Origin of the sequence: Roseovarius aquimarinus (genome assembly GCF_043661195.1) — a bacterium.
Lineage (GTDB): Bacteria > Pseudomonadota > Alphaproteobacteria > Rhodobacterales > Rhodobacteraceae > Roseovarius > Roseovarius aquimarinus.
In genome coordinates, this window is the sequence record NZ_JBIHMM010000002.1 from 147,424 (window position 1) to 173,408 (window position 25,985).

General features: G+C 68.2%; 25 protein-coding genes. 19 read left to right on the forward strand and 6 right to left on the reverse strand.

All coding sequences use genetic code 11. The annotated features are described in order from the left end of the window. Positions 1-5: 5 nt before the first annotated feature. Genes ACGRVM_RS08090 through ACGRVM_RS08105 form a run of 4 tightly spaced genes read left to right on the forward strand, consistent with a single transcriptional unit; the run spans position 6 to position 4,112 of the window. Positions 6-905, forward strand: coding sequence for a formate dehydrogenase accessory sulfurtransferase FdhD (locus ACGRVM_RS08090; protein WP_377171042.1), 900 nt, complete (start codon positions 6-8; stop codon positions 903-905). Beyond that, complete coding sequence (gene mobA, locus ACGRVM_RS08095) at positions 902-1,495, forward strand: molybdenum cofactor guanylyltransferase MobA (protein WP_377171040.1); 594 nt, start codon at positions 902-904, stop codon at positions 1,493-1,495. The genes ACGRVM_RS08090 and mobA overlap by 4 nt, the downstream gene beginning before the upstream one ends. Next, a complete protein-coding gene (gene mobB / locus ACGRVM_RS08100) occupies positions 1,492-1,983 on the forward strand; it encodes a molybdopterin-guanine dinucleotide biosynthesis protein B (RefSeq protein ID WP_377171038.1) in 492 nt (163 codons plus the stop codon). The genes mobA and mobB overlap by 4 nt, the downstream gene beginning before the upstream one ends. After that, entirely contained in the window at positions 1,980-4,112 is a 2,133-nt protein-coding gene (locus ACGRVM_RS08105; RefSeq protein ID WP_377171036.1) for a molybdopterin-binding protein, read from the forward strand. The genes mobB and ACGRVM_RS08105 overlap by 4 nt, the downstream gene beginning before the upstream one ends. Here ACGRVM_RS08105 and lhpI read toward each other — a convergent pair. From lhpI to ACGRVM_RS08120, 3 genes are read right to left on the reverse strand one after another with little or no spacing between them, the layout of a single operon-like run. Continuing rightward, positions 4,082-5,800 (reverse strand): cis-3-hydroxy-L-proline dehydratase, encoded by a 1,719-nt coding sequence (gene lhpI, locus ACGRVM_RS08110; protein WP_377171034.1) that lies wholly within the window; start codon positions 5,798-5,800, stop codon positions 4,082-4,084. The two genes, ACGRVM_RS08105 and lhpI, sit on opposite strands and share 31 nt — an antisense overlap. Positions 5,801-5,811: 11 nt before the next feature. Further along, positions 5,812-6,813 (reverse strand): 4-hydroxyproline epimerase, encoded by a 1,002-nt coding sequence (locus ACGRVM_RS08115; protein ID WP_377171031.1) that lies wholly within the window; start codon positions 6,811-6,813, stop codon positions 5,812-5,814. After that, a complete protein-coding gene (locus tag ACGRVM_RS08120; protein ID WP_377171029.1) occupies positions 6,810-8,042 on the reverse strand; it encodes an NAD(P)/FAD-dependent oxidoreductase in 1,233 nt (410 codons plus the stop codon). The genes ACGRVM_RS08115 and ACGRVM_RS08120 overlap by 4 nt, the downstream gene beginning before the upstream one ends. A 280-nt stretch (positions 8,043-8,322) precedes the next feature. Here ACGRVM_RS08120 and ACGRVM_RS08125 point away from each other — a divergent pair, with 280 nt between their 5' ends. Beyond that, positions 8,323-9,354 carry an Ldh family oxidoreductase gene (locus tag ACGRVM_RS08125; RefSeq protein ID WP_377171026.1) on the forward strand — a complete coding sequence of 344 codons (1,032 nt, stop codon included), beginning with the start codon at positions 8,323-8,325 and terminating at the stop codon, positions 9,352-9,354. Positions 9,355-9,410: 56 nt separating this feature from the next. Here the strand turns inward: ACGRVM_RS08125 and ACGRVM_RS08130 are convergent, their stop codons facing one another. Both ACGRVM_RS08130 and ACGRVM_RS08135 read right to left on the reverse strand, forming a co-directional pair. Then, on the reverse strand, positions 9,411-10,373 hold the full coding sequence (locus tag ACGRVM_RS08130; protein ID WP_377171024.1) for a dihydrodipicolinate synthase family protein: 963 nt from the start codon (positions 10,371-10,373) through the stop codon (positions 9,411-9,413). 143 nt (positions 10,374-10,516) lie between these two features. Beyond that, positions 10,517-11,221 (reverse strand): GntR family transcriptional regulator, encoded by a 705-nt coding sequence (locus ACGRVM_RS08135; protein ID WP_377171022.1) that lies wholly within the window; start codon positions 11,219-11,221, stop codon positions 10,517-10,519. 159 nt (positions 11,222-11,380) lie between these two features. Between ACGRVM_RS08135 and ACGRVM_RS08140 the strand changes: the two genes are divergently transcribed. From ACGRVM_RS08140 to cls, 6 genes are all read left to right on the forward strand, one after another. Then, entirely contained in the window at positions 11,381-11,821 is a 441-nt protein-coding gene (locus tag ACGRVM_RS08140) for a YeeE/YedE family protein (RefSeq protein WP_377171020.1), read from the forward strand. Further along, entirely contained in the window at positions 11,821-12,234 is a 414-nt protein-coding gene (locus ACGRVM_RS08145) for a DUF6691 family protein (RefSeq protein ID WP_377171396.1), read from the forward strand. The genes ACGRVM_RS08140 and ACGRVM_RS08145 overlap by 1 nt, the downstream gene beginning before the upstream one ends. Positions 12,235-12,254: 20 nt before the next feature. Further along, complete coding sequence (locus ACGRVM_RS08150) at positions 12,255-13,166, forward strand: MBL fold metallo-hydrolase (RefSeq protein WP_377171018.1); 912 nt, start codon at positions 12,255-12,257, stop codon at positions 13,164-13,166. 118 nt (positions 13,167-13,284) lie between these two features. Then, positions 13,285-14,826: a phospholipase D family protein gene (locus tag ACGRVM_RS08155; protein WP_377171015.1), complete on the forward strand. Its 1,542-nt coding sequence runs from the start codon at positions 13,285-13,287 to the stop codon at positions 14,824-14,826. A gap of 7 nt (positions 14,827-14,833) precedes the next feature. Further along, positions 14,834-15,556 (forward strand): endonuclease/exonuclease/phosphatase family protein, encoded by a 723-nt coding sequence (locus tag ACGRVM_RS08160; protein WP_377171012.1) that lies wholly within the window; start codon positions 14,834-14,836, stop codon positions 15,554-15,556. Continuing rightward, positions 15,553-16,995 carry a cardiolipin synthase gene (gene cls / locus ACGRVM_RS08165; protein WP_377171010.1) on the forward strand — a complete coding sequence of 481 codons (1,443 nt, stop codon included), beginning with the start codon at positions 15,553-15,555 and terminating at the stop codon, positions 16,993-16,995. Before ACGRVM_RS08160 ends, cls begins: the two co-directional genes overlap by 4 nt. Positions 16,996-16,998: 3 nt before the next feature. Here cls and ACGRVM_RS08170 read toward each other — a convergent pair whose 3' ends face one another. Further along, positions 16,999-17,898, reverse strand: a complete 900-nt coding sequence (locus ACGRVM_RS08170) for a LysR family transcriptional regulator (protein ID WP_377171008.1) — start codon at positions 17,896-17,898, stop codon at positions 16,999-17,001. Between the two features lie 122 nt (positions 17,899-18,020). On the opposite strand from ACGRVM_RS08170, the gene ACGRVM_RS08175 reads away from it, so the two are divergent. The 8 genes from ACGRVM_RS08175 to ACGRVM_RS08210 all read left to right on the forward strand — a co-directional run bounded on the left by ACGRVM_RS08175 (position 18,021) and on the right by ACGRVM_RS08210 (position 25,979). Continuing rightward, the gene (locus tag ACGRVM_RS08175) at positions 18,021-18,806 is read left to right on the forward strand and encodes a 5-oxoprolinase subunit PxpA (protein WP_377171006.1); all 786 of its coding nucleotides are present in this window, start codon (positions 18,021-18,023) and stop codon (positions 18,804-18,806) included. A 15-nt stretch (positions 18,807-18,821) separates the two neighbouring features. After that, on the forward strand, positions 18,822-19,055 hold the full coding sequence (locus ACGRVM_RS08180) for an acetyl-CoA carboxylase (RefSeq protein ID WP_377171004.1): 234 nt from the start codon (positions 18,822-18,824) through the stop codon (positions 19,053-19,055). Between the two features lies 1 nt (position 19,056). Continuing rightward, positions 19,057-20,436, forward strand: coding sequence for an acetyl-CoA carboxylase biotin carboxylase subunit (locus ACGRVM_RS08185; protein WP_377171002.1), 1,380 nt, complete (start codon positions 19,057-19,059; stop codon positions 20,434-20,436). Continuing rightward, entirely contained in the window at positions 20,433-21,308 is an 876-nt protein-coding gene (locus ACGRVM_RS08190) for a 5-oxoprolinase subunit B family protein (RefSeq protein WP_377171000.1), read from the forward strand. Before ACGRVM_RS08185 ends, ACGRVM_RS08190 begins: the two co-directional genes overlap by 4 nt. Continuing rightward, complete coding sequence (locus ACGRVM_RS08195) at positions 21,298-22,269, forward strand: 5-oxoprolinase subunit C family protein (RefSeq protein WP_377170998.1); 972 nt, start codon at positions 21,298-21,300, stop codon at positions 22,267-22,269. The genes ACGRVM_RS08190 and ACGRVM_RS08195 overlap by 11 nt, the downstream gene beginning before the upstream one ends. Before the next feature lie 64 nt (positions 22,270-22,333). Then, on the forward strand, positions 22,334-23,410 hold the full coding sequence (torT, locus tag ACGRVM_RS08200) for a TMAO reductase system periplasmic protein TorT (RefSeq protein WP_377170996.1): 1,077 nt from the start codon (positions 22,334-22,336) through the stop codon (positions 23,408-23,410). A gap of 62 nt (positions 23,411-23,472) precedes the next feature. After that, entirely contained in the window at positions 23,473-24,972 is a 1,500-nt protein-coding gene (locus tag ACGRVM_RS08205) for a sugar ABC transporter ATP-binding protein (RefSeq protein ID WP_377170994.1), read from the forward strand. Beyond that, complete coding sequence (locus ACGRVM_RS08210; protein WP_377170992.1) at positions 24,969-25,979, forward strand: ABC transporter permease; 1,011 nt, start codon at positions 24,969-24,971, stop codon at positions 25,977-25,979. The genes ACGRVM_RS08205 and ACGRVM_RS08210 overlap by 4 nt, the downstream gene beginning before the upstream one ends. Positions 25,980-25,985 lie beyond the last annotated feature (6 nt).

Consider the following 25,985-nt stretch of genomic DNA (forward strand, 5'->3'; position numbering starts at 1 on the left):
AGGAGATGCAATTGTCCGCCTCAGGTGACAGCCCCTACATCATCGCGCCCGCGCCCGCCGCACCCGGCCTGACGCGCAGTGTGACCGGCACCGATCACGAGGGGCGCGCGCAGACGATCAACGTGGTCGAGGAGCGCCCGCTGACGATCTTTCTCAACGCGCAGGAGATCGTGACCGCGATGACGATCGGCGATTATCCCGAATATCTCGCGCTGGGCTTTTTGCGCAATCAGGGCATGCTGAAGGATGGCGAGACCGTGCTGCGCGTCGACTACGACGAGGAGCTCGAGACGGTCGTGGTGCGCACCGACGGGCGCACCACCTACGAGGACAAGCTCAAGAAGAAGACCCGCACGAGCGGCTGCGCCGTCGGCACGGTCTTCGGCGACATGATGGAGGGGCTGGAGGGTGTGACGCTGCCCGAGACGGCCGTGCGCACCTCGGATCTCTATGCGCTCGCGCATGTCATCAACACCACGCCGAGCCTTTATCTCGAGGCCGGGGCGATCCATGGCACGGTGCTCTGCGAAGGGGGCCGCCCGCTCGTCTACATGGAGGATGTCGGGCGCCATAACGCGGTCGACAAGATCGCGGGCTGGATGCTTTCGGAAGGTGTCGGGCCGGAGGGCAAGATGCTCTACACGACCGGGCGGCTCACGTCCGAGATGGTCATCAAGACCGCGCTCATGGGCATTCCCGTGCTCGCCTCGCGCTCGGGCTTTACCGCCTGGGGGGTCGAGATCGCCCGGCAGGTGGGGTTGACGCTGATCGGGCGGATGCGCGGGCGGCGCTTCGTGTGTCTTTCGGGCGAGGAGCGCCTTCTGCGCGACGCTGATCCGGGCGCGGTCGCCGAAGAGGACGGCAGGCACCGCCGCAAATCCGCCCGCGCGGAGGACGGCGCATGACCGAGCCGCATGCCATCATCCTCGCCGGGGGGCGCGCGACGCGCATGGGCGGCGGCGACAAGGGGCTGCTGCCGCTCGGGGAGGCCACGCTTCTCGATCATGTGATCGAGCGGATCGCGCCGCAGGCGGCGGCGGTCGCACTCAACGCCAATGGCGATCCGGCGCGGCTCGCGCGCTTCGGCCTGCCGGTTCTGGCCGATCCGGTCGAAGGCTTCGTCGGGCCGCTCGCCGGGGTTCTGGCGGGCATGGACTGGGCCGCGAGGGAGGGCGCCGAGACGGTCGTCTCGGTCGCCGCCGACACGCCCTTCTTTCCCTGCGATCTGGTGCCGCGCCTCCTTCTCGCCGCCGAGGGGATGGAGGCGCCACTCGCGCTGGCCGCGACGCCCGATGGGCGTCATCCGACCTTCGGTCTCTGGCCGGTGAGCCTTCGGGACGATCTGCGCGCGGCGCTGAGGGGCGGGCTGCGCAAGGTGGTGCAATGGACCGACGCGCATGGCGCCGCCACGGCGACCTTTCCCGCCGAGGGCGATCCCTTCTTCAACGTGAACACGCCCGAGGATCTCGCCCGCGCGCAGGAGCGCTTGCGATGAAGGTCTACGGCGTCACCGGCTGGAAGAACGCGGGAAAGACCGGGCTGATGGAGCGGCTCGTGACCGAGATCACCGCGCGCGGGCTGAGCGTGTCCACTATCAAGCACGCGCATCACAGTTTCGATGTGGACCATCCCGGGCGCGACAGCCATCGCCACCGCGTAGCGGGCGCGCACGAGGTGCTGCTGGCCTCGGGCACGCGCGTTGCCATCATGCAGGAATTGCGGGGCGCGCCCGAGCCCGAGCTCGAGACGCTCCTTGCGCGCCTCTCGCCCGTCGATCTGGTGCTGATCGAAGGCTACAAGCGCGCGCTCCATCCCAAGATCGAGGCATGGCGCGCGGCGGCGGGCCATCCGCTCATCGCGCCGAACGATCCCAGCATCCGCGCCGTCGCGGCGGACAGCCCCCTTGAGGCGCCATGCCCCGTCATGGATCTCGACGACACGCGCGCCATCGCCGATTTCATCCTGCGCGAGCTGGGGCTGTGAGGGGCTTCGACAGCGTCCTCGTCGTGGACTGGTCCGCCGCGAGCACCCGCGCCCCCGCGCGTCCGTCGAAGGATGCGATCTGGCTCGGCTTCGTGCAGGGCGGCGCGCCGCAGGAGCCGGTCTATTGCCGCACCCGGATCGAGGCGGAGGCGCGCATCGCCGCCATCATCGAGGCCGAGCGCCGCGCCGGGCGCCGCCTTCTCGCGGGGTTCGATTTTCCCTTCGGCTATCCGCGCGGCGTCGCGCGGCGCGCGACCGGCCGGGACGACGCGCTCGTCCTCTGGGATTGGCTGGCCGGGCGCATCAAAGACAGCGAGACGGGCGCGAACAACCGCTTCGATGTCGCCGAGGCGATGAATGCGCTCTTCGAGGGGCCGGGGCCGTTCTGGGGCAAGACGCACCGCGATCGCTGGCCGGGCATTCCCTACCGCAAGGATGGCATCGCCTTCGACGGCATCCCCGAGATGCGCGCCTGCGATCTGGCCGCCAGGGCCGCGAGCAGCTGCTTTCAGCTTTGCTACAATCCGACCGTGGGCAGCCAGATGCTCATGGGCCTTCCCATGCTCTCGCGCCTGCGCCGCCTGCCCGGCGTCGCCGTCTGGCCCTTCGAGGCGTGGCAGGAGGCCGATGTCGTGCTGGCCGAGATCTGGCCCGGCCTGATCGAGCCTGCGGTGCGGGCGGCGATGGCAGAGGCGCCGGGGCGCATCCGCGACGCGGTGCAGGTCGATCTGCTCTCGCGCGCGCTGGCGAGGATGCCAGAGGCACGGCTCGGTGCGCTCATGTCGGACCTGCCGCCCGAGGCTGCCGAGGAGGCCTGGATCCTCGGCGCGGGCGCGGGGGAGGCACTGGCCGCGCTTGCAGGGGGCGAAGCGCCGCCCGCGCCGCCGCCGCTGCGCGACGATTGCTTCGCCATGCCCGCAGGCACCGACTGGACGCCGGTGGACGACGCGCTCGCCGCGCTCGAGCGCGGGCTTCACCCGGTCGTGCAGAGCGGACGCTGCCCCGTGGCGGCGGCGGCGGGCCGCGTCCTTGCCCTGCCCGTCACGGCACGCCGCGCCAGCCCGCCGCACGCGAATTCTGCGGTGGACGGCTACGGCTTCGCACATGCGTCGCTGCCGCCCGGCGATCCGGTCATGCCCCTCGCCGAGGGCCGCGCGGCGGCCGGCGCGCCCTACCCTGGCGCGCTTCCCGCGGGGCAGGCCGTGCGCATCCTGACGGGCGCGATCCTGCCCGAAGGCGTCGATACGGTGATCCTCGAAGAGGACACCCGGCAGGGCGCGGGGCACATCGCCTTCCGCGCGGGGATCAAGCCCGGTGCCAACACGCGCCGCGCGGGCGAGGACATGCAGGAGGGCGCCGAGGTGCTGCCCGCAGGCCGCGTGCTGACGCCCGCCGATCTCGCGCTCCTCGCGTCCGTCGGCATCGGCGAGGTGACGGTGTTCGATTGCCTGCGCGTCGCGGTGATCTCGACCGGGGACGAGCTGATCGAGGCCGGGGGCGAGGCGCGGCCCGGCCAGATCTTCGATGCGAACCGCCCGATGCTCCTCGCGCAGATCGCGCGTTGGGGGATGGAGGCGATCGACATGGGGCGCATCCCCGACGACCGCGCGGCGCTGCGCGCGGCACTCGATGACGCGGCGGGGCGCGCGGATGTGATCCTGACCTCTGGCGGCGCCTCGGCGGGGGACGAGGATCACGTCTCGGCCCTTCTGCGGGAGGCCGGAGCGATGCGCGAGTGGCGTATCGCGCTCAAGCCCGGCCGCCCCCTCGCGCTCGGGCTGTGGCGGGGCGCGCCGGTCTTCGGTCTGCCGGGCAACCCGGTGGCGGCGCTGGTTTGCACGCTCGTCTTCGCGCGCCCGGCGCTCGGTCTGCTTGCCGGAGCGGGATGGAGCGCGCCGCAGGGCTTCGACATGCCCGCCGGGTTCACCAAGTCGAAAAAGCCGGGCCGGCGCGAATATCTGCGCGCGCGCATCCGGGACGGGCGCGCCGAGGTTTTCCCGTCCGAGGGATCGGGGCGGGTCAGCAGTCTCAGCTGGGCCGAGGGGCTGGTCGAATTGCCCGACGGCGCGGCACAAATCGCGCCGGGCGATCCGGTGCGCTACATCCCCTTCGGCAGCTTCGCGCTCTGACCCGCCGCACCCCGCGCCAGCCAGTGCGGAAGCCGCTCGGGCGCGCGGCCCGTGATCGCGGCGTCCGCGCAATCGGCAAGGCTGCCGAAGCGCACGGCGCGGCCCGAAAGGCCCGGCGCATAATGGGCGTATTTGCCCGAATTGGTCATGAGGGTGCGCGCCGAGGGCGGAAAGACCGGCTCGGAGATCGAGCACCAGCAGATATCGGGCACGACCTGCACGCCCGACGCCGCGAGCGCCGCGAGCGTGCCGTCCGCGCGGATAGTCTCGAGCACGTCCCGTCCCACGGTGGCGATCACCGCCGTGTCCTCGGCACATCTGCGCCCCGCCAGCGCCGCCGCCAGCGCGCGGCATTCGGGGGCCGAGAAATGCGGGCTGCCGAACGCGATCAGGTCCACCTCGGCGGGCGCTGCGTTGAACTGCCGCCATGCCGACGCCAGATCCTCGGCGCCGATGCGCGCCGCATCCGCATCGGCTGCAAGCGCGCCCTCCGCCTCGGGCGTGATCCCGGCGAGATGCAGCATCGGCGCGGCCGATGTGGTGCCGAAGGCGGCGCAGAGCGCCTTCAGATCGGCCTCGGACGGCGCGGTTTCTTCCAAGCCGGTCACGAGCGGGATGCGGTCCGGCGCGGCGCGCCCGATCAGCCAGCCCAGAAGCGGCCAGAGCGCATCGTCATGCCCCGCGGGCACATCCGCATGCACGGCCCTGCGCGCGGCGCGGCCCGCATCGAGATAGACGCCCGACAGGGGCGCGCGGCCCGTGAGCGCGATGAAGAGGTCCATGAAATCGGGATGCTTGACCGACCGCGCACCCAGCACCGAATTGGCGAAGATCACCGCGTTCGACTCGGACCAGCCGATCATCTCGCCGAAGGCCGGCGGCTCCTGCAGGAGGTAGGGCGCGCAGGTGAAGCTGGGCCGCGCACCCATCTCGACATAGGCGTCGGCAAGGGCTTGCGCGGGATTGCCGAAGACGGGCGGCACGCCCTGGGTGCGCCACTCGGCATGATCGACCGAAATCGCGTTCATCGTGGTCGGCACCCGCACCCGTGCGCCCATGTCGGCCATGCGGCGCGCGAATGTGAGGGTCGCGGGGCTGGCATAGATGCAGCCGTCGATATGCGCGCGCGTCACGTCCGTCAGCCGCGCCGCCCCGTGCCCGGCGGCCACCTTGCAGATCACCTCGAGCGCGAGCTGCGCCGCCGCGCCGTCGGCGCCGTCCAGCATGGCGCGGTCGGCCGCGCTCAATTCCAGCGCTTCCTCTTGCGGCGGGGCGAGATCGAGCGCCCAGTCCCCGGCGAGGAGCCTTCCCCCGGCGATCTCGGCGCGCCCCTCCCGCGCGAGCCTCTCCCAGTCTTCGGCCCCGAGCCGCAGGACGCCGAGCGGTTTGCCGAACATGCGCCCCGCGATCAGCGCACCCAGCGTCAGGATGTCCTCCTCCTCGCGGAAAACCAGCGCGGCGGGGGCATTTCCGCCCAGCGCAAGCTCCAGCAGGACGGCGCTTCCGGTGCAGGAGCCTCGGCTTGTCGGCAGCAAAAGGATCTTGCCGGCGAGCGAGCAGCCATGCAGCGGATGATGCGCGTCGATCACGCACCCCGTCGCTGCATCGACCCCGCCCCAGAAGCTCAGCCCCTCGGCGCTGGCGAGGATCGGGCCCCGCGCCTTCGCCTCGGCGATGATCCGACCCACGGCGCGTCCTTTCAGATGACGACGAACCCATGCGCGAAGGGATCGCGCTCGTCGATGAAGATCGTGTTGAAGCCGGTGACCCGCGCCCAACCCGCGATGGACGGGACGATGGCGGGCCTGCCCGCGACCTCGGCGCGCGCCTCGATGCGGCCCGTGAAGAGCGAGCCGATGATGCTCTCGTGAACGAAGGTGTCGCCGGGCCCGAGCAGGCCCTTGGCGGCGCGCTGCGCCATGCGCGCTGAGGTGCCGGTCCCGCAGGGCGAGCGGTCGATCGCCTTGTCGCCGTAGAAGACCGCGTTGCGCGCATCGGCGCCCGGATCGCGCGGCGCGCCGGTCCAGAGGACATGGCTCAGCCCGTTGATGCTCGGATGCTCGGGATGGATGAATTCGTATTTCGCGTTGAGCGCGGCGCGCAGGCGCGGGCTGAGGCCGATGAGCTGCGAGGCCGTGAAATCGGCGATATCCGCGAAGGTCTTCTGCGGCTCGACGATGGCGTAGAAATTGCCGCCATAGGCGACATCGACCACCACCTCGCCCATCCCCTCGACATGGACGCTCAGACCTTCGGAATGCAGGAACGACGCCACGTTGGTCAGCCGCACCTCCTCGACGAAGCGCCCCTCCTGCCGGTAGCTCACATCGACGCGCCCCGCGGGCGTCTCGAGCGCGAGGCGCCCCGGCACGCGCGGCCGCACGAGACCGTTCTCGAGCGCGATGGTGACGGTGCCGATGGTGCCGTGGCCGCACATGGGCAGGCAGCCCGAGGTCTCGATGAAGAGCACCGCGACATCGCAATCGGAGCGCGTCGGCGGATAGAGGATCGCGCCCGACATCTGGGCGTGGCCACGCGGCTCGAACATGAGGCCGGTGCGGATCCAGTCGTATTCGGCCAGGAAATGCGCCCGTTTCTCGAGCATGTCCGCACCATGCAGGATCGGCGCACCCCCGGTGACGAGGCGTACGGGGTTCCCGCAGGTATGACCGTCGATGCAGGGAAAGGTATGTTGCGTCATATGGGCCTCTGGAACCGCGCGGGCGAGAATGGGGCCATGTCGATGCCCGGCGCCTTGCCTGTCAAGAGATCGGCGACGATATCGGCGGTCGCCGTCGATTGCGTGAGGCCGAGATGGCCGTGACCGAAGGCGCAGATAACGTTCGGATGACCGGGCAGCGGGCCGATGGCGGGAAGGCTGTCGGGCAGCGAGGGGCGAAAGCCCATCCACTGCGTGCCGCCCGTGATATCAAGGCCGGGCAGGAACGCCTTGGCCTTCCGCAGCATCGCATCCGCGCGCTTGTAGTTGGGCGGCGCGGTCAGCCCGCCCAGCTCGACCGCGCCGCCGACGCGCAGGCGCCCGTTCAGCTTCGAGATGACGAAGCCATGCGCCGGAAAGGTGATGTGCTGGCGCAGCTCGATCCCGCCATGGGGCAGCGTCGTGTTGTAGCCGCGCTCCGTCTCGAGCGGGATCCTGACACCGGCACTGCGCGCGAGGTGATGCGAATGCGCGCCTGCCGCGATGACGACGCGGCCCGACATCTCGCCCGCGCTGCTGCGCAGGCCCTCTTCGGTCAGCGCCTCGGCATCCGCGATGATGATCTCGCCGCCATCGGCGACGAACTTCCCGGCCAGCGTTTCGACATAGAGCTTCGGCTCGTCGATCGTGGCCCAGCCGGGGGTGAAGGTGGCATGGGTGAAGCGCGGCGACAGGCCGGGCTGCATCTGTCGTATCTCGTCGCCTTCGAGATGGCGGAAGGCGACCCCGCCCTCCTCGCGCGCGCGCCAGCCCTCGAGCGAGGCGTCGAACTGCGCGCCGCCCTCGTAGACCTGCAATTGTCCCTCGCGGCGCAGCATGTTGGAGGCGCCCGCGCGGGCCAGAAAGCCGTCGAGCGTCGCTTGCGCATGGCGCATCATCGCGGTCTGCGCCACCGTCGACGCGGCCACCTGCGCCGGGCGGCTCGCGCGCCAGAACCGCCACATCCACGGCAGAAGCCGCGGCGCGTAGGCCACCGGCACGCTGAGCGGCCCGAGCGGATCGAGGAGCCATTTCGGCGCCTGCCGCATGATGCGCGGCGAGGCGAGCGGCAGGATATCGGCGAAGGCGAAGGCGCCCGCATTCCCGGCGGAGGCGCCCGCGGCGGGACCGGTGCGGTCGATCACGCGAACCGCAAGGCCGCGCGATTGCGCCTCGAGCGCGATGGAGAGACCGATGACGCCCGCGCCGACGACGATCACATTGCGCGTCACGGCGCGGCTCCGACCCGTTTCATGCCATCCTCCTCGCCGACCCAATTCCGAGCGGCCATGCCGTTCATACCGCTACCACGCCGCCCCGCGCGCTGGCCAGCCCGGCGGCGGATGTGCGGGCCGCGCCACGATGCCCCAGATCGGGTGTTTTCCATGCGCTCCGAAACGCTTAACTTGCATTGGTGACCACCGCCCGGCGCGCGATACGAACACGCGCGCGCCGCGCGGGATCAAGCATACAGCATGTATGCAAAGAGACAAGCAAACCGACGAGGCCGTGATGAGCGACACCATTCTGACCTTCGACGCCCTGACCGAGCGCGTCTCCCGCATCTTCCAGCGCGCCGGCCTTTCCGCGCTGCAATCCGACGCGGTGGCGCGGACGATCGCCGCGGGCGAGCGGGACGCGTGCAAGTCCCACGGCATCTACCGCATCGACGGCTGCCTGCGCACGGTCAAGGCGGGCATGGTCACGCGCGACGCCGTGCCCGAGCTTGCGCCCGAGGATGGCGCGATCCTGCGCGTCGCGGCGCATGGCGGCTTCGCCAACGCCGCTTTCGAGCTTGGCGCGCCCGAACTCGCGCGCCGCGCCAAGGAGCTTGGTCTCGCGGCGCTCGTCATCAACGATTGCACCCATTTCGCCGCCCTCTGGCCCGAGATCGAGGCGCTGACCTCCCATGGCCTCGCCGCGATGGCGATGTGCCCCAGCTATTCCACCGTCGCGCCCACGGGCGGCAACGAGGCGCTGATGGGTACCAACCCCTTCGCCTTCGGCTGGCCGCGCGAGAGCGCCGATCCCTATGTCTTCGACTTCGCCACCAGCGTCGCCGCGCGCGGCGAGATCGAGCTGCATCGCCGCGCGGGCACTCCCCTGCCCGAGGGTTGGGCGGTCGATTCGGACGGCAATCCCACGACCGATCCCGAGGCGGCGCTGAACGGCGCGATGCTGCCCTTCGGCGGGCACAAGGGATCGGCCATCGCCACGATGATCGAGCTTCTGGCGGGCGCCATGATCGGCGATCTGACCAGCCGCGAGGCGCTGGACCGGCTGGGCGATTTCACGATGCTCCCGGCGCATGGCGAGCTCATCCTCGCCTTCGATCCCGCGCGTTTTTCCGCCGGGCGCGAAGGAAGTGCGATGGCGCGGGCCGAGACGCTCTTCGACGCGATCACCGGCCAGGGCGCCCGGCTGCCGTCGCAGCGCCGCTTCGCCGCGCGCCGAAAGGCGATGGAGAAGGGCATCGCGCTGAGCGCGGAGGAAATCGCGCATCTCGGCCGGCTCGAGGAGCTTGGACTGGACGCGGTCGACTGAGACGCAAGGCGGCCCCGCCATTTCCGGCGGGGCCGCCTCGTACCCATTGGCCGATATCAGGCCGCGTATTTCGCCACCGCGCCGGGCTGCTTGCTCCAATCGGCATACCAATTGCGGAAGAGTTTCAGCTGCGCCTCGGCATAGCCGCGCTGGCTCTCCGACAGAACATCGTCCTCGTTGAAATTCAGCGCGTATTCCCGCTCGCCGTTCAGCACCATCATATGCTTGAAATAAAGGACGAGATCCGGCCCCGCATCAAAGGTCGAGAGCGCCTGCATGGCGGCGTCGAGCTCCTGCGCGCGGACCCGCGCCTCGGCATCGCCCGCGGCGGCGGCCTTGCTGAGCGCGACGAGATGCAGAACCTCGCGCGGCAGCACATTGCCGATCCCGGTGATCGCGCCCGCCGCGCCGCAATTGACGAAGCCATGATAGACAGTGGTATCAACGCCGATCATCAGCACGACCTCGTCGTCGGCACTGGTGATGTGCTCGGCCGCATAGCTGAGATCCTCGGGGCCGCCGAACTCCTTGAAGCCCACGAGGTTCTTGTGCTCGGCCCGCAGCGCGAAGAAAAGATCGGCGCGGGTCGCGAAGCCGTAATAGGGGCTATTGTAGATCACGGCGGGAAGATCGGGCGCCGCCGAAAGAACGGCCTTGAAATGGCTGCGCTGCGCTGCGGGCGAGATGCCGCGCGACAGAACGCGCGGGATCACCATCAAACCCTGCGCACCCACTTTCTGCGCATGAGCGGCATGCTCCGCCGCGATCCTGGTATTGACCGCGCCGGTGCCGACGATGACGGGCACGCCCGCCTCGGCGAGGCGGGCGACGCCTTCCATCCGCTCTTCATCCGTCAGAAGCGGCCAATCCCCCATCGACCCGCAATAGACGACCGCGCGCATGCCCATGTCGATCAACTCGCGCCCCTTGCGCACCAGCGTGTCGTAATCGGGGCTGCGGTCGGCTTTGCAGGGGGTCATCAAGGCGGGAACCGTGCCCGAGAATATGCTGGCGGTCATGAAACTTCCTCCGAATAAGGCGCCGAGGGTCCGAAAACGGCGCGAGGGCAAGGGCTGCACGCAGGCGAGGCGCAGGCGATGTATTGCCTGATCCTACATCTTGCATTTTATTTGTCGACAAAAAATGGACGGGCGCCCGGCGCCTATAATGCGATGTCGTGGCGCCGGTCCGCCGCGATCATCGCGCGGATCTGCGCCGTGATCTGGTCCGCATGCGCGCGTGCCAGACTGTCCGAGGTGTCGATGTCGCGGGCCTCGATCGCCGCGATCATCCGGTCGTGCTCGGCTGCGTAGCGCGCCGGAAGGCGGTCGTCGAAGGACGAATAGTAGAGCCGCAGAAGGCGCCGCCCCTCGTCGAGCAGGCGCAGGAAGAGGCCCTCGTAATAGGGGTTGCGCCCAGCGGCGGCGATGGCGGCATGAAATTCGCGGTTCGTCGCGATCATGGCGAGCGCGTCCTGCGCGGCGACGGCCTGCGCGAATTCCGCCTGACGCGCGCGGATGATCGTGAGATCGGCATCGGTGCGGTTCTCCGCCGCGAAGCGCGTCGTCACGCGATACATCAGAGTGATAGCATCGAAGAAGGTGTGAAGGTTCAGGAAATCGATGTTGGCGACGACCGTCGAGCGGTTCGGCAAGGTCGTGACAAGCCCCTCGGCGGCCAGGCGGACCAGCGCCTCGCGGATCGGGGTCCGCGACATCTGGAGACGCTCGGAAAGCCGGACCTCGTCGATGGGGCTGCCGGGCGCGAGGGTCAGGTTCAGGATTTCGTCGCGCAGGACGCCGTAGATATACTGCACGCCCGACCCGCGCTTGCGCTCGGCCGGTTTGCGGAAGGGGGGCACGGCCATGTCGTCTCCTTCATGAATGCCGGAATCGTAGAAGCCCGCCCCGCTCGCTTCAAGCGCAAAGGGGATGAACCACGCTCCCTCTTGAACCCCTCCGCGCGCGGCGCGATAGTGCGGGCGGCGCCCGGCGCGGCCGGGCAGGAATTGCCGAAGGAGCCGGTCATGCCCCCCATCTCGCCAACGGAATTCACCCCCTACGCCTCGCTCGCGGGCGGCATCCTCATCGGCCTCTCGGCGGTGATGGTGATGGCGCTTTTCGGGCGCATCACCGGCATCGCCGGGATCACGACAGGCGCCGCGACGGGCAGCGACAAGGGCTGGAGGATCGCGTTTCTGGCGGGGCTCGTCGCGGCGCCTCTCATCTGGTGGACCGCCACGGGCGGCATGCCCGCGCAGACGCTGCCGCCCAGTCTCGTCGGCATGGCCATGGCGGGGCTTCTGGTGGGGCTCGGCACATCGCTCGGCTCGGGCTGCACCTCGGGGCACGGGGTTTGCGGCCTCGCGCGGCTCTCGCCGCGCTCGCTCGCGGCGGTGGCGGTCTTCATGATCGCGGCGGCGGCGACGGTCTTCGTGCTGCGCCACGTCATCGCGGGGGGCGCATGATGCGGATCCTCTTCGGTTTCATCGCGGGCCTCGTCTTCGGCATCGGCCTCATCCTCTCGGGCATGGCGAACCCCGCCAAGGTCCTGAACTTTCTCGATATCTTCGGCGCCTGGGATCCCAGCCTCGCCTTCGTGATGGGCGGCGCGTCCCTGACGGCCTTCATCGGCTTCCGCATCGCATGGCGCCGCGCCCGGCCCGTGCTGATGGAAAGGTTCGATCTGCCCGGACCGGGGCGCATCGACGCGCCGCTCCTCACGGGCGCCGCGATCTTCGGGATCGGCTGGGGCATCGGCGGCTACTGCCCAGGCCCGGCCTGGACCGCGCTCCTGATCGGCGCGCCGGGCACCCTGGCATTCCTGCCCGCGATGCTGGCAGGACTGGCCGCGGGCACATATCTCAAGAAAAGAGCATGACGACAGAAAGGAGCAGACCCATGAGCGACAGCATCGACTCAATCGTCCGACACTCCCCCTCCAGCGGCCCGGGCAGTGCCGATGTCTGGGGCATCTACGAGGCCGATACCGGATCGATCCAGTATATCTGCGCCTGCCCCGAGACGCGTAAGGCCGCGCTCATCGACGTGGTCTGGAATTTCGACCCCAAGAGCTTCGCGACCTCCACGCGCAGCATGGACGAGGTGCTGGCCCTCGCCGCGCGGCACGATCTGAAGATCGAGAAGATCCTCGACACGCATCCGCATGCCGACCATCTGATGGCGTCGCGCCAGCTCAAGGAGCGGCTGGGCGTGCCGAACGGGATCGGGGCCAAGGTGCGCGAGATCGCGGAGCTGTGGCGCGACTATTACAACACGCCCGACGCCTTCGACGTGGACCGCGATTTCGACCACCTCTTCGAGGACGGCGACAGGTTCGGCATCGGCGCGCTCGATCTGCGGGTGATGCTGTCGCCGGGGCACACGCTCGGCTCGATCACCTATGTCTGCGGGGACGCGGCCTTCGTGCACGACACGCTGATGATGCCAGATACGGGCACCAGCCGCGCCGACTTTCCCGGCGGATCGACCGCCGAGCTTTGGGACTCGATCCAGGCGATCCTGTCGCTCCCGCGCGAGACGCGCCTCTTCATCGGGCACGACTACGGCTCGGAGAGCCGCGATGCGCCCGCATGGGAGGCGACCGTGGCCGAGCACAGGGCCGAGAACAAGCATGTGAGGGACGGCACCAAGAAGGCCGATTACATCGCCGTCCGCGACGCGCGCGATGCGACGCTGCCCCTGCCCGACCGCATGCTGGCGGCGCTCCAGATCAACCTGCGCGCGGGCGCCCTGCCCGAGGCCGAGAGCGACGGGCGTCATTACCTCAAGCTGCCGGTGAACCGCTTCTGACGCGCGGCGCGCCGTCCCCCGCGCTCTCGACGCCGCAGGCGCCATGTGCAAGACATGCGGAGCCCCGCCGTATGATCGCCTCTGCCTGGGCGCCGGCAGACCCGAAGGAGACCGCCCCATGATGACCGCGCTCAAGGTCCTGCTCGGCATCGTCGGCGTCGCGCTGCTCGCCATTATCGCGACGCGCGTCATCTTCGCGCTGCCGCCGCAGGACGGGCGGATCGACACCGCCTCGCTCCCGCCGCCCGAGCAAAGCGCGCTCTCGCGCGCGCTCGACCGGCAGGAGGCGGCGCATCCGGGCAAGACGGGCGCGCTGCCCCTCACCAGCGGTGCGGATGCCTTCGCCGCGCGGATGATCCTCGCCGAGGCCGCGCAATCCTCGATCGATGCGCAATACTACATCTGGCAGAACGATCTGACCGGCGCGCTTCTGCTCGACGCGCTGGCGCGGGCGGCGGAGCGCGGCGTTCGCGTGCGGCTCCTGCTCGACGACAACGGCATATCGGGCATGGACGCGGAACTCGCCGCGCTCGATGCGCATGAGAATGCGGAGGTGCGTCTCTACAACCCCTTCAACCTGCGCCGCCCCAAGATGCTGTCCTTCGCCATCGATTTCTTCCGGCTGAACCGGCGCATGCACAACAAGTCCTTCACCGTCGACGGGACCGCCACCATCCTCGGCGGGCGCAATGTCGGGGACCAGTATTTCGATACCGGAGAGTCGGCGATCTATGTCGATCTCGACGTGCTGGCCGTGGGCCGGATCGTGCCCGAAGTCGCCACGGATTTCGATCGCTACTGGTCGGCCGAGGCGGTTTATCGCGCGGGCCGCATCCTCGGCGAGCCGCCGCAGGGCGATCCCATCGCGGCGCGCGTCGCGGCCTTCGAGGGCGACGGGCAGATGGCCGAGTATCGCGCGCTTCTGGCGCAATCCGATCTCATCCCGCAGCTCAAGGCCGGGCATGCCGATCTCGAATGGACCGACGCGGTTCTGGTCAGCGACGATCCGGCCAAGGGCATGGGCCGCGCGCCGCGCGAGGATCTCCTGGCGTCGCGGCTCATGCGCGCGGTGGGCGAGGTCGAGACGCGCTTCGACGGGGTCTCGCCCTATTTCGTGCCGGGCCGCGCGGGCACCGAGGCTTTCGCGGCGCTCGAGCGGGTCGGCACGCAGACGCGGATGCTGACCAATTCGCTCGAGGCGACGGACGTGCTGCCGGTCCATGCGGGCTATGCCAAGCGGCGGCGCGCGCTTCTGGAGGCGGGCACGGAAATCTACGAGCTCAAGCGCGAGGCGGGCGCCGCGATGCCGCGCGAGGCGCATGGCCCCTTCGGCTCCTCGGGCGCGAGCCTTCATGCCAAGACCTTCGCGGTGGATGGCGCGCGCATCTTCATCGGCTCGTTCAATTTCGATCCGCGCTCGGCCCTTCTCAACACGGAAATGGGCCTTTTGATCGACAGCCCCCGCATGGCCGGTCGCATGCATGACGCCTTCGACGCCGATCTCGCCGGACGCGCCTGGCGCGTGACGCTCGATGAGGGCGCGCTGACCTGGACCGACCCTGCGACGGGCGCGAGCACACGGACCGAGCCGGGCACGAGCGCCGCAAAGCGCGCGGCGCTCAAACTGATCGGCTGGCTGCCGGTCGAATGGCTGCTCTGAGGGTCCGATGCGGGTTGCGAGCTACAATATCCGCAAGGCCGTCGGCCTCGACTGGCGCCGCGATGCGGACCGCATCGTGGACGTGCTGCGCGAGATCGACGCCGATATCGTGATCCTGCAAGAGGCCGACAAACGGATCGGTGCACGCGCGGGCGTGCTGCCCGCCGATACCCTGCGCGAGGCGTTGGGGCTTCGGGCCGTCGATCTGTCGGTGCGCGAGGCGAGCCATGGCTGGCATGGCAATCTCATCCTCTACCGCGACCATTCGCTGGTTCTTACCGATGCCGCCCGCATCGAGCTGCCCTCGCTCGAGCCGCGCGGCGCCGTGTCGGCGCGGTTCGGCGATCCGGGCCTCGAGGTGATCGGCGTGCATCTGGCCTTGGCGCGCAGGGTGCGCGCGCGCCAACTCGCCGCGCTGGGAGAGCGGATCGCGGGCGCCGATCATCCCGTCCTCATCGCGGGCGATTTCAACGCCTGGCGTGAGGATGCCGCGATCCCGCGCCTGCTCGGCCCAGGGTGCCGCATGATCCTGCCCGGTAACAGCTTTCACGCCGCGCGGCCCAGCGCGCCGCTCGACCGTTTCGTGCTGCGGGGCGAGCTGGAACATCTGGCGGCGCGCGTGCATGCCTCGGATCTCGCCGCCCGCGCATCCGATCACCTGCCCGTCGTGCTCGATCTCGACTGGCCGGACGCGCTGAAAACCCCAAAACCGAAAGAAGCCAAGCAATGAACTACGCACTGCTGCTGCATATCGCGGTGGTCGCCGGGATGACCGTGCGCCTCATGCTTCGCGATGATCTCTCGCCGCCCGCGCGGCTCGCCTGGATCATCGTTCTGGTACTGCTGCCGGTGATCGGCACCATCATCTACATGCTCTTCGGCGAGATCGAGCTGGGCCGCCACGCGCGCGCGCGCCACCGCAGCATGCACGAGGAGATGCACCGCCTCGCCGGGGCGGCGATGGGCGAGGCTGCGACCATCCGCGCCGAGATCGCCTCGCGCTTTCGTCCCCTGTTCGCCTACGGCGCCTCGATCAACGGCTTTCATCCGGTGCCGGGCAATACCGCCGAGCTCATGGAGGATGCCGAGGAAACGCGGCGGCGCATGCTCGAGGATATCGATGCGGCGACGCATCATGTGCACGCGCTCTATTACATCTGGCTGACCGACACCACCGGCACCGAACTCGCCGAGGCGCTGATCCGCGCGGCAGGGCGCGGCATCGCCTGCCGCGCGATGGCAGATGCGCTCGGCTCGCGCGGTCTCATCCGCTCGGATCTGTGGCGGCGTATGGGCGAGGCGGGCGTCGAGCTTGCCGTCGCCATGCCGATCGACAATCCGATCCGCACGATCCTGACCAGCCGCATCGACATGCGCAATCATCGCAAGATTACCGTGATCGACGGCAGGGTCACCTATTGCGGCAGCCGCAATTCGGCCGATCCCGAGTTTCTGCCCAAGGCGAAGTTCGCGCCTTGGGTCGATATCATGCTGCGCCTGACCGGGCCGGTCGTCGCGCAGAACCAGCTTCTGTTCGCCAGCGACTGGATGCGCGCGACGGGCACGCCCACCGCCGCGCTGGCCGAGACCTTGCGCGCGCCCTGCCCCACGCCCGGCGCCGGTCTGCCCGCCTCCGCGTTGGGCCACGGCCCGACCGAACGGCGCGGCTCGACGCCGCATCTCTTCGCGACCGCGCTGGCCTGCGCGCGGCGGCGCGTGACGATCTCGACTCCCTATTTCGTGCCCGACGCAACCGTGCTCGAGGCGCTTTGCGCCGCGGCTTACCGGGGCGTCGAGGTCACGCTGATCCTGCCGCATCGCAACGACAGCTGGATCGTCGCCTCCGCGAGCCGCAGCTTTTATCGCAGGCTCCTTCAGGCGGGCTGCCATCTGCGCGAATTCAAGGGCGGGCTTCTTCATGCCAAGACCATGACGATCGACGGCAAGGTGAGCCTGATCGGCTCGTCCAATATCGATCTGCGCAGCTTCGATCTGAATTTCGAGAACAACATCCTGATGCAGGACGAGGCGCTCACGCAGGCCATCGAGGGCCGGCAGGCGAGCTATCTCGCGGCGTCGATACCGGTCACGCTCGCCGATGTGGACGCATGGCCCTATCATCGGCGCATCTGGTACAACGCGGTCGCGACAGCCGGCCCGATCCTCTGAGCCTCAGCCGGTATAGGGCGAGTTGAAGGCCTGCCGGAAATACGCATGCATCAATTCCATCTGCGGCGTGAAAACGGCCCCCCGCCGCCACGCGAGACCCACATCCATCGTCGGCACCGGCGCGGCGGGCATGACCGTGGCGATGCGCTTGCCCTCGAGCGACCAGGGCCGATAGACCATGTCGCTCAGGATCGTGATGCCCTGCCCGTTCGCCACCATGGAGCGGACCGCTTCGATCGACATGGTGCGCAGGCGCACGCGCGGCGCGCAGGTCTGCGCGCTCCAGTATTTCATGGCCGTGTTCGCCGCCTCGTCCACGGTCAGCAGGATATAGTCTTCCTGCGCGATCTCGTCGAAACTGATGTTGCGGCGCTGCGCGAAGGGATGCCCGCTTGCGCACCAGACCCGCCGGGCCGAGCGCAGAAGCGTTTCGCTCTCCAGCCCCGGATTGGTGATGTTCGAGGTCAGCAGGACGGCCACGTCGAAGCGGTTCGACAAAAGCCCCTCCTCGATACTATCGCGGTTGAGCTCGTGCAATTCGATGTCGAGATTGGGATGCAGGCGGCGCAGCCGGTCGAGGTGATAGGGCAGGAAATAGCCGATCACGGTATAGCTCGCCGCGACGCGGATCGTGCCGGATGCGTCGGTGTCGCGGTGGCGCAGGTTCTGCGCCTCCTCGATCTTGCCGAGGATCGCATAGGCCGAGGCCAGAAGCTCGCGCCCCGCATCGGTCAGGTCCATCCCGTGCCGCGTGCGCAGGAAGAGCGTCGCGCCGAGCGAGGTTTCCAGATCGCGGATCGCCGTCGTGACCGAGCTTTGCGATATCGACAGCGCGGAGGCGGCACGGCTGACCTGCGCCGTCTCGGCCGTCGCCACGAAATATTTGAGCTGGCGGAGATTCATGCGGCGTCCTGCGGATTTTAATTATCGGAAAATCCGATAATCGAGTTGCAATATTCCACAATTTACAAACACCGGCGACGGGCGCAACCTTGCAGGTAATAAAACATCCGGGGGGATGCGATATGCGCAAGATTGTGGACCTCAATTGCGACATGGGCGAAGGGTTCGGCCATTGGAGCTATGGGGACGCGCCCGACGAGCAGCTGATGGAGATCATCAGCTCGGCCAATGTCGCCACGGGCTTTCATGCCGGGGATCCCAATTCGATGAACCGCGTCGCCGCGCTCGCCAAGGCGCATGCCGTCGCGCTGGGCGCGCATCCGGCCTACAACGATCTGCAAGGCTTCGGCCGGCGCAAGATCGAGGCGTCGGATGACGAGCTGGTCAACGACATTCTCTATCAGGTCGGCGCGCTGCGCGAATTCGGGCGGCGCCACGATGTCCCGCTCCAGCACGTCAAGCCGCATGGCGCGCTCTATATGGAGGCCGCCCGCAACGAGGATCTGTCGCGCCACCTCGTCGAGACGCTCCAGGCCACCGCGCCCGACCTCATCCTCTTCTGCATGGGCGCCGCCGTCACGCACGAGGTCGCGCGCCGCCATTCGCACCCCGTGGTGCGCGAATTCTATTCCGACCGCGAATACGGCGCCGACGGGATGATCGTCTTCACCCGCAAGGGCGCGCTGATGGACCCCGAGCAAATCGCGCAGAAATGCCTGCGCGCCTGCCGGGAGGGCGTGGTCGAGACGGTGGACGGCAAGGATATCGAGGTCGAGTTCGAATCGATCTGCTTTCACTCCGACACGCCCGGCGCGCTCGAGATCGGCCGCACCATCCGCCGGACCCTGACGGAGAACGGCATCGCCATCGCGCCCGCCGCCGACGTGCTGGCCCGAAGCAACACCTGAAACAGGAGACGACACATGGCTGATATTCAATCCCCCGTTCCGGGCACCTTCTACCATCGCCCCTCGCCCGAGGACGCACCCTTCAAATCGACGGGCGACGCGGTCAAGGCGGGCGATACGATCGGCCTCGTTGAGGTGATGAAATCCTTCATCGAGGTGCAGGCCGAAGCGGACGGCACCTTCGGCGGCTACACCGCCGAGAACGAGGCGGCCGTCTCGGCGGGCGACGTTCTGGCGACGTTGAAGTGACATGAGCATCGCGCGCCTCTTCATCGCGAACCGGGGCGAGATTGCCGTGCGCATCATCCGCGCGGCCAAATCGCTCGGCATTCACACGATACAGGCCCATTCCGAGGCCGATGCCGACATGCTGGCCGTGCGCATGGCGGATGAGGCGGTGTGCATCGGTCCCGCGCAGGCGTCGAAATCCTATCTCGACGTGGACGCCGTGGTGAAGGCGGCCAAGGACGCGGGCGCGGACGCGGTGCATCCGGGCTACGGCTTCCTCGCCGAAAGCCCGCGGTTTGCGCGCGCCGTCGTCGAGGCCGGCATGATCTTTGTCGGGCCGTCTGCCGACACGATCCAGAGCATGGGCGACAAGGTCTCGGCCAGGCAGGCCGCCGAGGCGGCGGGCGTTCCGGTCGTGCCCGGATCGGACGGGCGCGTCGATGACATGGACGCCGCCGCCGAGATCGCCCAGCGCATCGGCTATCCGGTGATGATCAAGGCGAGCGCAGGCGGCGGCGGGCGCGGCATCCGCATCGCTGAAACGCCCGAGGAGCTGGCCAAGCTGGCCCCGCAGGCCCGGCAGGAGGCAGAGGCGGCCTTTGGGGATGGCGGCATCTATATCGAGAAAGTCATTCGTGAGCCGCGTCATATCGAGGTGCAGGTTCTGGCGGATGGCAAACGCGCGGTGCATTGCTATGAGCGCGAATGCTCGCTCCAGCGCCGCCGCCAGAAAGTCTGGGAGGAGGCGCCCGCCTTCGCCCTGCCCGAGGCGACGCGCCAAGCCATGTGCGACAGCGCCGTCGATCTGGCGGAGGCGGTGGAATACATGGGCGCGGGCACGGTCGAGTATCTCTACGACGCGCTGGCCGACAAATACTATTTCATCGAGATGAACACGCGCATCCAGGTGGAGCACCCCGTGACCGAGATGGTGACCGGGCTCGACCTCGTGGCGCTGATGATCCGCGTCTGCGGCGGCGAGGCGCTGCCCGTCAGCCAGGACGAGATCGCGCTGAACGGCCACGCCATCGAGGTGCGGCTCAACGCCGAAGATCCGCATAAGAAATTCATGCCGTTCCCCGGCGCGGTGGGCGCTCTCGACCTGCCGGAATCGGATGGTATCCGCGTCGATCATTTCCTCTACGAGGGCTACCAGATCCCGCCCTTCTACGACTCGCTCATCGGCAAGCTGATCGTGCATGCGCAGACCCGCGAGGCGGCCATCGACAAGATGGCCGGCGCGCTCGGCGCGGTGAAGATCGACGGGCTCAAGACCACCATCCCGCTGCACAAGGCGCTGGCCGCCTCGGATGACGTGCGCGCGGGCCGCATCCACACCCAATGGCTCGAGCCGTGGCTGGATGCGGGCAACCTCACCCAAGAGACAGGAGGAGCATCGTGAAGACACGGTATTCATACGGCGGCGACGAGCACATCTTCGTCGAGATGGACGAGGAGATGTCGCTCGACGCGTTCTTCAAGTCGCTCGCCATGAGCAACGCGGCGCGCGACGCCAAGATCGACGGCGTGCGCGAGATCTGCCCGGCCAACGCCTCCTTTCAGGTGCGCTATGATCCCGAGGTGATCGCGCCCGAAGACATGATGGCCAAGCTGAAAGAGCTGGAGGCCAAGGCCGAGAACGCGGAAAAGCGCCTCGAGACGCGCATCATCGAGGTGCCCGTCTTCTATCAGGACCCCTGGACGCATGAATGCGTGATGCGCTTTCGCGAGCGGCATCAGGACCCGAGCGGCACCGATCTGGAATATGCCGCGCGCATCAATGGCTATGACAGTGTCGAGGCCTTCATCGAGGCCCATCACTCGCAGCCCTGGTTCGTGTCGATGGTCGGGTTCGTGTCGGGCCTTCCCTTCCTTTATCAGCTGGTCGAGCGCGACAAGCAGATCGAGGTGCCGAAATACCTCAAGCCGCGCACCGACACGCCGAAGCAGACGGTGGGCTATGGCGGGTGTTTCTCCTGCGTCTATTCGGTGCGCGGCGCGGGCGGCTATCAGATGTTCGGCATCACGCCGATGACGATCTTCGATGCGGACCAGAAGGTTAGCTATCTCAAGGATTTCATGGTCTTTTTCAAGCCGGGCGACATCGTCAAGTGGAAGCCGATCGACCGCGCGGAATACGACCGCATCCTCAAGGCGGTCGAGGATGGGACCTACACGCCGCGCATCGCGACCGTGACCTTCGACCTGGAAGAGTTCAACGGCGACATGGAAGGCACCAACGCCAAGCTGATGGAGGCTCTCAATGACGTTTGAAGTCATCAAACCCGGCCTTTTGACCACCATTCAGGATCTGGGGCGTCCGGGCTATTTCCACCTCGGCATTCCCGAGGGCGGTGCGATGGACCGCGCCGCGATGCGCATCGCCAACATGCTGGTCGGCAATCCCGAGGATGCCGCCGGTCTCGAGGCGGTCTTCATGGGACCCGAGCTGAAATTCAACCACGACGCGCTGGTCGCCGTGGCCGGGGCGGAGATGCCCGTCTTCGTCGATGGCGAGGAGCGCAAATGCTGGGAATCCTTCCCGGTCAAGGCAGGCCAGACGCTGAAATTCGGATATCTCAAGACCGGCGCGCGCATCTATATCGCCATCGCGGGCGGCATCGACACGCCCCCGGCGCTCGGCAGCCGCTCGACCTATCCCATCGGCGCGCTCGGCGGCTTCGAGGGCCGCGCGCTCGCGGCGGGCGATACCGTGCCCGTGGGCACGGCCAATGCGCAGGCGAAGGAGCGCAGGCTCGACCGGAACCTTCTGGCCGAGCTGCCGAAGCCAGTGGAGCTGCGCGTTTTGCCCGGCCTATACTGGCACCGCCTCACCGAAGGCTCGCAAAAGCAGTTCTTCGCGGATGAGTGGAAGGTCGCGCCCGAGGCGGACCGCATGGGATACCGCTTCCGCGGCGGCAAGCCGATGAAGTTCGTGGAGCGCGAGCAGCCCTTCGGCGCGGGCTCGGATCCATCGAACATCGTCGATGGCTGCTACAGCTACGGCTCGATCCAGATCCCCGGCGGCACCGAGCCCATCGTGCTGCACCGCGACGCGGTGTCGGGGGGCGGGTATTTCACCATCGGCGCGATCATCTCGGCCGATATGGACCTGATCGGCCAGCTTCAGCCCAACACCGCCGTGCGTTTCGTGCAGGTGGACATGGCCGAGGCGCTCGACGCTCGCCGCGCGCGCACCGCGCGGCTCGAGAAGATCCGCAGCGCGCTGACCTAGGCGCGTGCGGCACCAACGAGGCGGGCATGACGCCCGCCCGCATACCAAACGGGAGTAACGATCAATGACCAAGACCCTCACGAAACTTACCCTCGGCACCGCGCTGGCCGCGCTGATGCCGGTCGCGGGCGCCGCGCAGGACGCGTGGTTCCCCTATGACGCCGAAGAGACGACGCCCGCCTTCGCCGCCGATGGCGAGCGCGCGCCCGTCACCTACGAGGCGCTCGAGAAGGCCGAGAAGGCGTGGAATATCTGCGCGGCCCTGCCCCACATGAAGGACGCCTATTGGCTGGGCGTCGATTACGGCCTCGTCGAGGAGGCCAAGCGCCTCGGCGTCAAGCTGAACGTGACCGAGGCGGGCGGCTATACCGAGCTTGCCAACCAGATCAGCCAGATCGAGGATTGCGTTGCGGGCGGCGCCGATGCCGTGATCGTCGGCGCGATCTCCTTCGATGGCCTCAACTCGGTCATCTCCGAAGTCGCGGGCCAGGGCATTCCGGTCATCGACGTGGTCAACGGCGTCTCGTCGCAGGATATCGCGGCCAAGGCGCTCGTCTCGTTCCAGACCATGGGCAGCGAGATCGGCAACTACCTGGCCGAGAAGCATCCCGCCGGCAGCGATGAAGTCACCGTCGGCTGGTTCCCAGGCCCGGCGGGCGCGGGCTGGGTCGAGGCGGCGAACACCGGCTTCATGCAGGCGGTCGAAGGCTCCGCCGTCACCGTGCTCGAGCCGCGCTACGGCGATACCGGCAAGGAGGCGCAGCTCAAGCTCGTCGAGGACGTGCTGCAAGCCAATCCCGAGGTCGATTACATCGCGGGCACGGCCGTGACCGCTGAGGCGGCGCAGGGCCTCATCCGCGAGCGCGGGCTGATGGACCAGACCGGCATTCTCGCCTTCTACCTGACCCCCGGTGTCTGGACCGGGATCGAGCGCGGCTTCATCACCGCGGCGCCTGCCGACTCGATGGTGATCCAGGCGCGCATGGCGGTCGATCAGGCCGTGCGCATTCTCGAAGGCAAGGACGTCATCAAGCATGTCGGCCCGAAGATCTTCGTCATCAATCAGGACAACATCGCCGACACGGACCGTAGCACCGTGCTGCCCCCCGAGGATTTCTCGCCCGTCTTCTCGGTCGAGTGACCCCTCCATGCCGGGCGGCCACCCTCGCCGCCCGGCGCACCTTTCGAAGGCACCCATCTGACATGAGCGATACCCCCCTCATCCGGACACGCGGACTGACGCGCGCCTATCCCGGCGTCATCGCGCTCGATCACGTCGATTTCGACGTGGCGCGCGGCGAGGTCCATGTGCTCTTCGGTGAGAACGGCGCGGGCAAATCGACGCTTATTTCCCTGCTGGCCGGGGCCAACACGCCCTCGGGCGGTACGATCGAGGTCGAGGGGCGCGCCGTGCGCTTCGGCTCCGTCGCGGATGCGCAGGCCGCAGGCATATATACCGTTTTCCAAGAATTCTCGCTCATTCCGACGATGACCGTCGCGCAGAACATGTTTCTCGGGCGCGAGCCGGGCTTCGGCCCGTTCACGGATCACCGCGCGATGCGGCGCGGCGCCGCCGCGCTTCTCGAACGCCTCGGCTTCGATGTGCCGGTGGGCGAGACCGTCGCCCATCTCAGCCGCGCGCAACAACAGATGGTCGAGATCGCCAAGGCCTTTCACGGCCAGCCCAAATGCCTCATCCTCGACGAGCCGACGGCCTCGCTCACCGACCGCGAGGTGGACCACCTTTTCGAGACGATCCTCAAGCTGCGCGCCGAGGGCGTGGCGATCATCTACATCTCGCATCGCATCCACGAGTTCGAACGCATCGCCGACCGCGTCACCGTGCTGCGCGACGGCGCCTATATCGGCACGGTGCCAATGGCCGATACGGACGAGGCGACGCTGGTCGAGATGATGGCGGGCCGCGCGATCCGCGACATCTATCCCGATATCCCTCATGCGCCCGCCGAGGTGCTGCTGGAAGTCGAGGGCCTGCGCGCATGGGGTGTGAACGGCGCCTCGCTCGCCGCGCGGCGCGGCGAGGTTCTGGGCATGGCGGGGCTCGTCGGCTCGGGCAAGTCGCGGCTCTTTCGCGCGCTCATGGGCATCCAGCCCATCCGCGGCGGCAGCGTGCGCTGGAAGGGCGAGGACATCACCGGCGCCGCCACACGCCACGTCATCGGCGCGGGCATCCATTACCTTTCCTCCGACCGCAAGGCCGAGGGGCTGGATCTGGCCAAGACCGCCTGGCAGAACCTCGGCATCGACCTGATGATGGGCCGCGAGGCGAGCGCGATGATCCGTCCCCGCGCGCTCCGCGCCGCCTCCGCCGAGATATTCGAGACGGTCGAGCTCAAGGACAGCTATCGGCCCAAGGCGGTCGCGCAGCTCTCGGGCGGAAACCAGCAAAAGGTGCTCTTCGCCAAGAGCTTCGGGCACGACGCCGACCTCTTCATCTTCGACGAGCCGACGGTGGGCGTCGATATGGGCACGCGCGCCGCGCTCTACCGGCTGATCGGCGACATCGCCGCATCGGGCAAGGCGGTGGTCGTCATTTCCTCCGATCTGCCCGAAGTTCTGAACCTCGCGCACCGCGTTCTGGTGATGGCCGAAGGCCGCATCACCGCCGAGCTGACCGGCGCGGATCGCACCGAAGACAATGTGCTGCGCCACTTTTTCGACGACACGGGAGAGATTGCATGACCACCAGCGCCGACGGCGAGACCCGGGACAACTTTCTCAAGCGGATCTTCATCCGCGTGGGCGTGCTGCCCTTCTTTCTCGGGATCGCGCTGATCGTCTTCACCTTGCTCTCGGACAAGTTCCTCACCATCCAGAACCTCGTCAATGTGGGGCGCCAGTCGGTCTATCTGATCCTCGTGTCGCTGGGCCAGATGCTGGTGCTCATCTCGGGGGGCTTCGATCTTTCGGTGGGGACGGTCATCGCGCTCAGCTCGGTCGTCTCGGCGATGACGATGGTCGCGGCGGCGCCGATGTTTCCCGATGCGGTCTGGATCGCCATCGCGCTCGGTGCGTTGGCGGGCTTCGGCGCGGCGCTGCTCGTCGGCGGCATCAACGGCATCGGGGTCGCGGTCTTCGAGGTCTCGCCCTTCATCATGACGCTGGGCGTGAGCTCGGTCGGCGCGGGGCTGGCCCTTTTTCTGACGGGCGGCATCCCGGTCTCGGGCCTGCCCTTCGCCTTCGGCAATGTCTTCGGCTTCGGCAGGCTCTGGGGTGTGCCGGTGCCGGTGATCGTCGCGGCACTCTGCGTTGCGGGGATGTGGATATTCATGGCGCGCACCCGCGCGGGCGCGCAGGTCTATGCGGTGGGCGGCAACATCAAGGCCGCGCATCTGTCGGCGATCAACACGCGGCGCACGCTGATGACCGCGTATATCCTCTGCGCCCTGATCGCGGCGCTGACGGGGCTTTTGCTGACCGCGCGGGTTGAATCGGGCGAGGCCAATCTGGGCGGAACGATCGCGCTTGAATCCATCGCCGCCTGCGTCATCGCGGGCGTGTCGCTGCGCGGCGGACTCGGGCGCGTGGAGAACGTGGTGCTGGGCGGCTTCTTCATCATCCTCGTGCAGAACGGGATGAACCTCGCGCAGGTCAGCTCCTACATGCAGATGGTGCTTCTGGGCGCGCTTCTGATCCTCGCGGTGATCTTCGATCAGCTGCGCTTCCGGATGATCATGAGCGGGCGCTGACGCGCC

What these genes read in the sequence shown, in the direction of transcription:
- ACGRVM_RS08090 (WP_377171042.1), top strand. Translation starts at nt 6, where the DNA reads ATGCAATTGTCCGCCTCAGGTGACAGCCCCTACATCATCGCGCCCGCG.
- mobA (WP_377171040.1), top strand. Translation starts at nt 902, where the DNA reads ATGACCGAGCCGCATGCCATCATCCTCGCCGGGGGGCGCGCGACGCGC.
- mobB (WP_377171038.1), top strand. Translation starts at nt 1,492, where the DNA reads ATGAAGGTCTACGGCGTCACCGGCTGGAAGAACGCGGGAAAGACCGGG.
- ACGRVM_RS08115 (WP_377171031.1), bottom strand. Translation starts at nt 6,813, where the DNA reads ATGACGCAACATACCTTTCCCTGCATCGACGGTCATACCTGCGGGAAC.
- ACGRVM_RS08125 (WP_377171026.1), top strand. Translation starts at nt 8,323, where the DNA reads ATGAGCGACACCATTCTGACCTTCGACGCCCTGACCGAGCGCGTCTCC.
- ACGRVM_RS08130 (WP_377171024.1), bottom strand. Translation starts at nt 10,373, where the DNA reads ATGACCGCCAGCATATTCTCGGGCACGGTTCCCGCCTTGATGACCCCC.
- ACGRVM_RS08135 (WP_377171022.1), bottom strand. Translation starts at nt 11,221, where the DNA reads ATGGCCGTGCCCCCCTTCCGCAAACCGGCCGAGCGCAAGCGCGGGTCG.
- ACGRVM_RS08140 (WP_377171020.1), top strand. Translation starts at nt 11,381, where the DNA reads ATGCCCCCCATCTCGCCAACGGAATTCACCCCCTACGCCTCGCTCGCG.
- ACGRVM_RS08145 (WP_377171396.1), top strand. Translation starts at nt 11,821, where the DNA reads ATGCGGATCCTCTTCGGTTTCATCGCGGGCCTCGTCTTCGGCATCGGC.
- ACGRVM_RS08150 (WP_377171018.1), top strand. Translation starts at nt 12,255, where the DNA reads ATGAGCGACAGCATCGACTCAATCGTCCGACACTCCCCCTCCAGCGGC.
- ACGRVM_RS08155 (WP_377171015.1), top strand. Translation starts at nt 13,285, where the DNA reads ATGATGACCGCGCTCAAGGTCCTGCTCGGCATCGTCGGCGTCGCGCTG.
- ACGRVM_RS08160 (WP_377171012.1), top strand. Translation starts at nt 14,834, where the DNA reads ATGCGGGTTGCGAGCTACAATATCCGCAAGGCCGTCGGCCTCGACTGG.
- cls (WP_377171010.1), top strand. Translation starts at nt 15,553, where the DNA reads ATGAACTACGCACTGCTGCTGCATATCGCGGTGGTCGCCGGGATGACC.
- ACGRVM_RS08170 (WP_377171008.1), bottom strand. Translation starts at nt 17,898, where the DNA reads ATGAATCTCCGCCAGCTCAAATATTTCGTGGCGACGGCCGAGACGGCG.
- ACGRVM_RS08175 (WP_377171006.1), top strand. Translation starts at nt 18,021, where the DNA reads ATGCGCAAGATTGTGGACCTCAATTGCGACATGGGCGAAGGGTTCGGC.
- ACGRVM_RS08180 (WP_377171004.1), top strand. Translation starts at nt 18,822, where the DNA reads ATGGCTGATATTCAATCCCCCGTTCCGGGCACCTTCTACCATCGCCCC.
- ACGRVM_RS08185 (WP_377171002.1), top strand. Translation starts at nt 19,057, where the DNA reads ATGAGCATCGCGCGCCTCTTCATCGCGAACCGGGGCGAGATTGCCGTG.
- ACGRVM_RS08195 (WP_377170998.1), top strand. Translation starts at nt 21,298, where the DNA reads ATGACGTTTGAAGTCATCAAACCCGGCCTTTTGACCACCATTCAGGAT.
- torT (WP_377170996.1), top strand. Translation starts at nt 22,334, where the DNA reads ATGACCAAGACCCTCACGAAACTTACCCTCGGCACCGCGCTGGCCGCG.
- ACGRVM_RS08205 (WP_377170994.1), top strand. Translation starts at nt 23,473, where the DNA reads ATGAGCGATACCCCCCTCATCCGGACACGCGGACTGACGCGCGCCTAT.
- ACGRVM_RS08210 (WP_377170992.1), top strand. Translation starts at nt 24,969, where the DNA reads ATGACCACCAGCGCCGACGGCGAGACCCGGGACAACTTTCTCAAGCGG.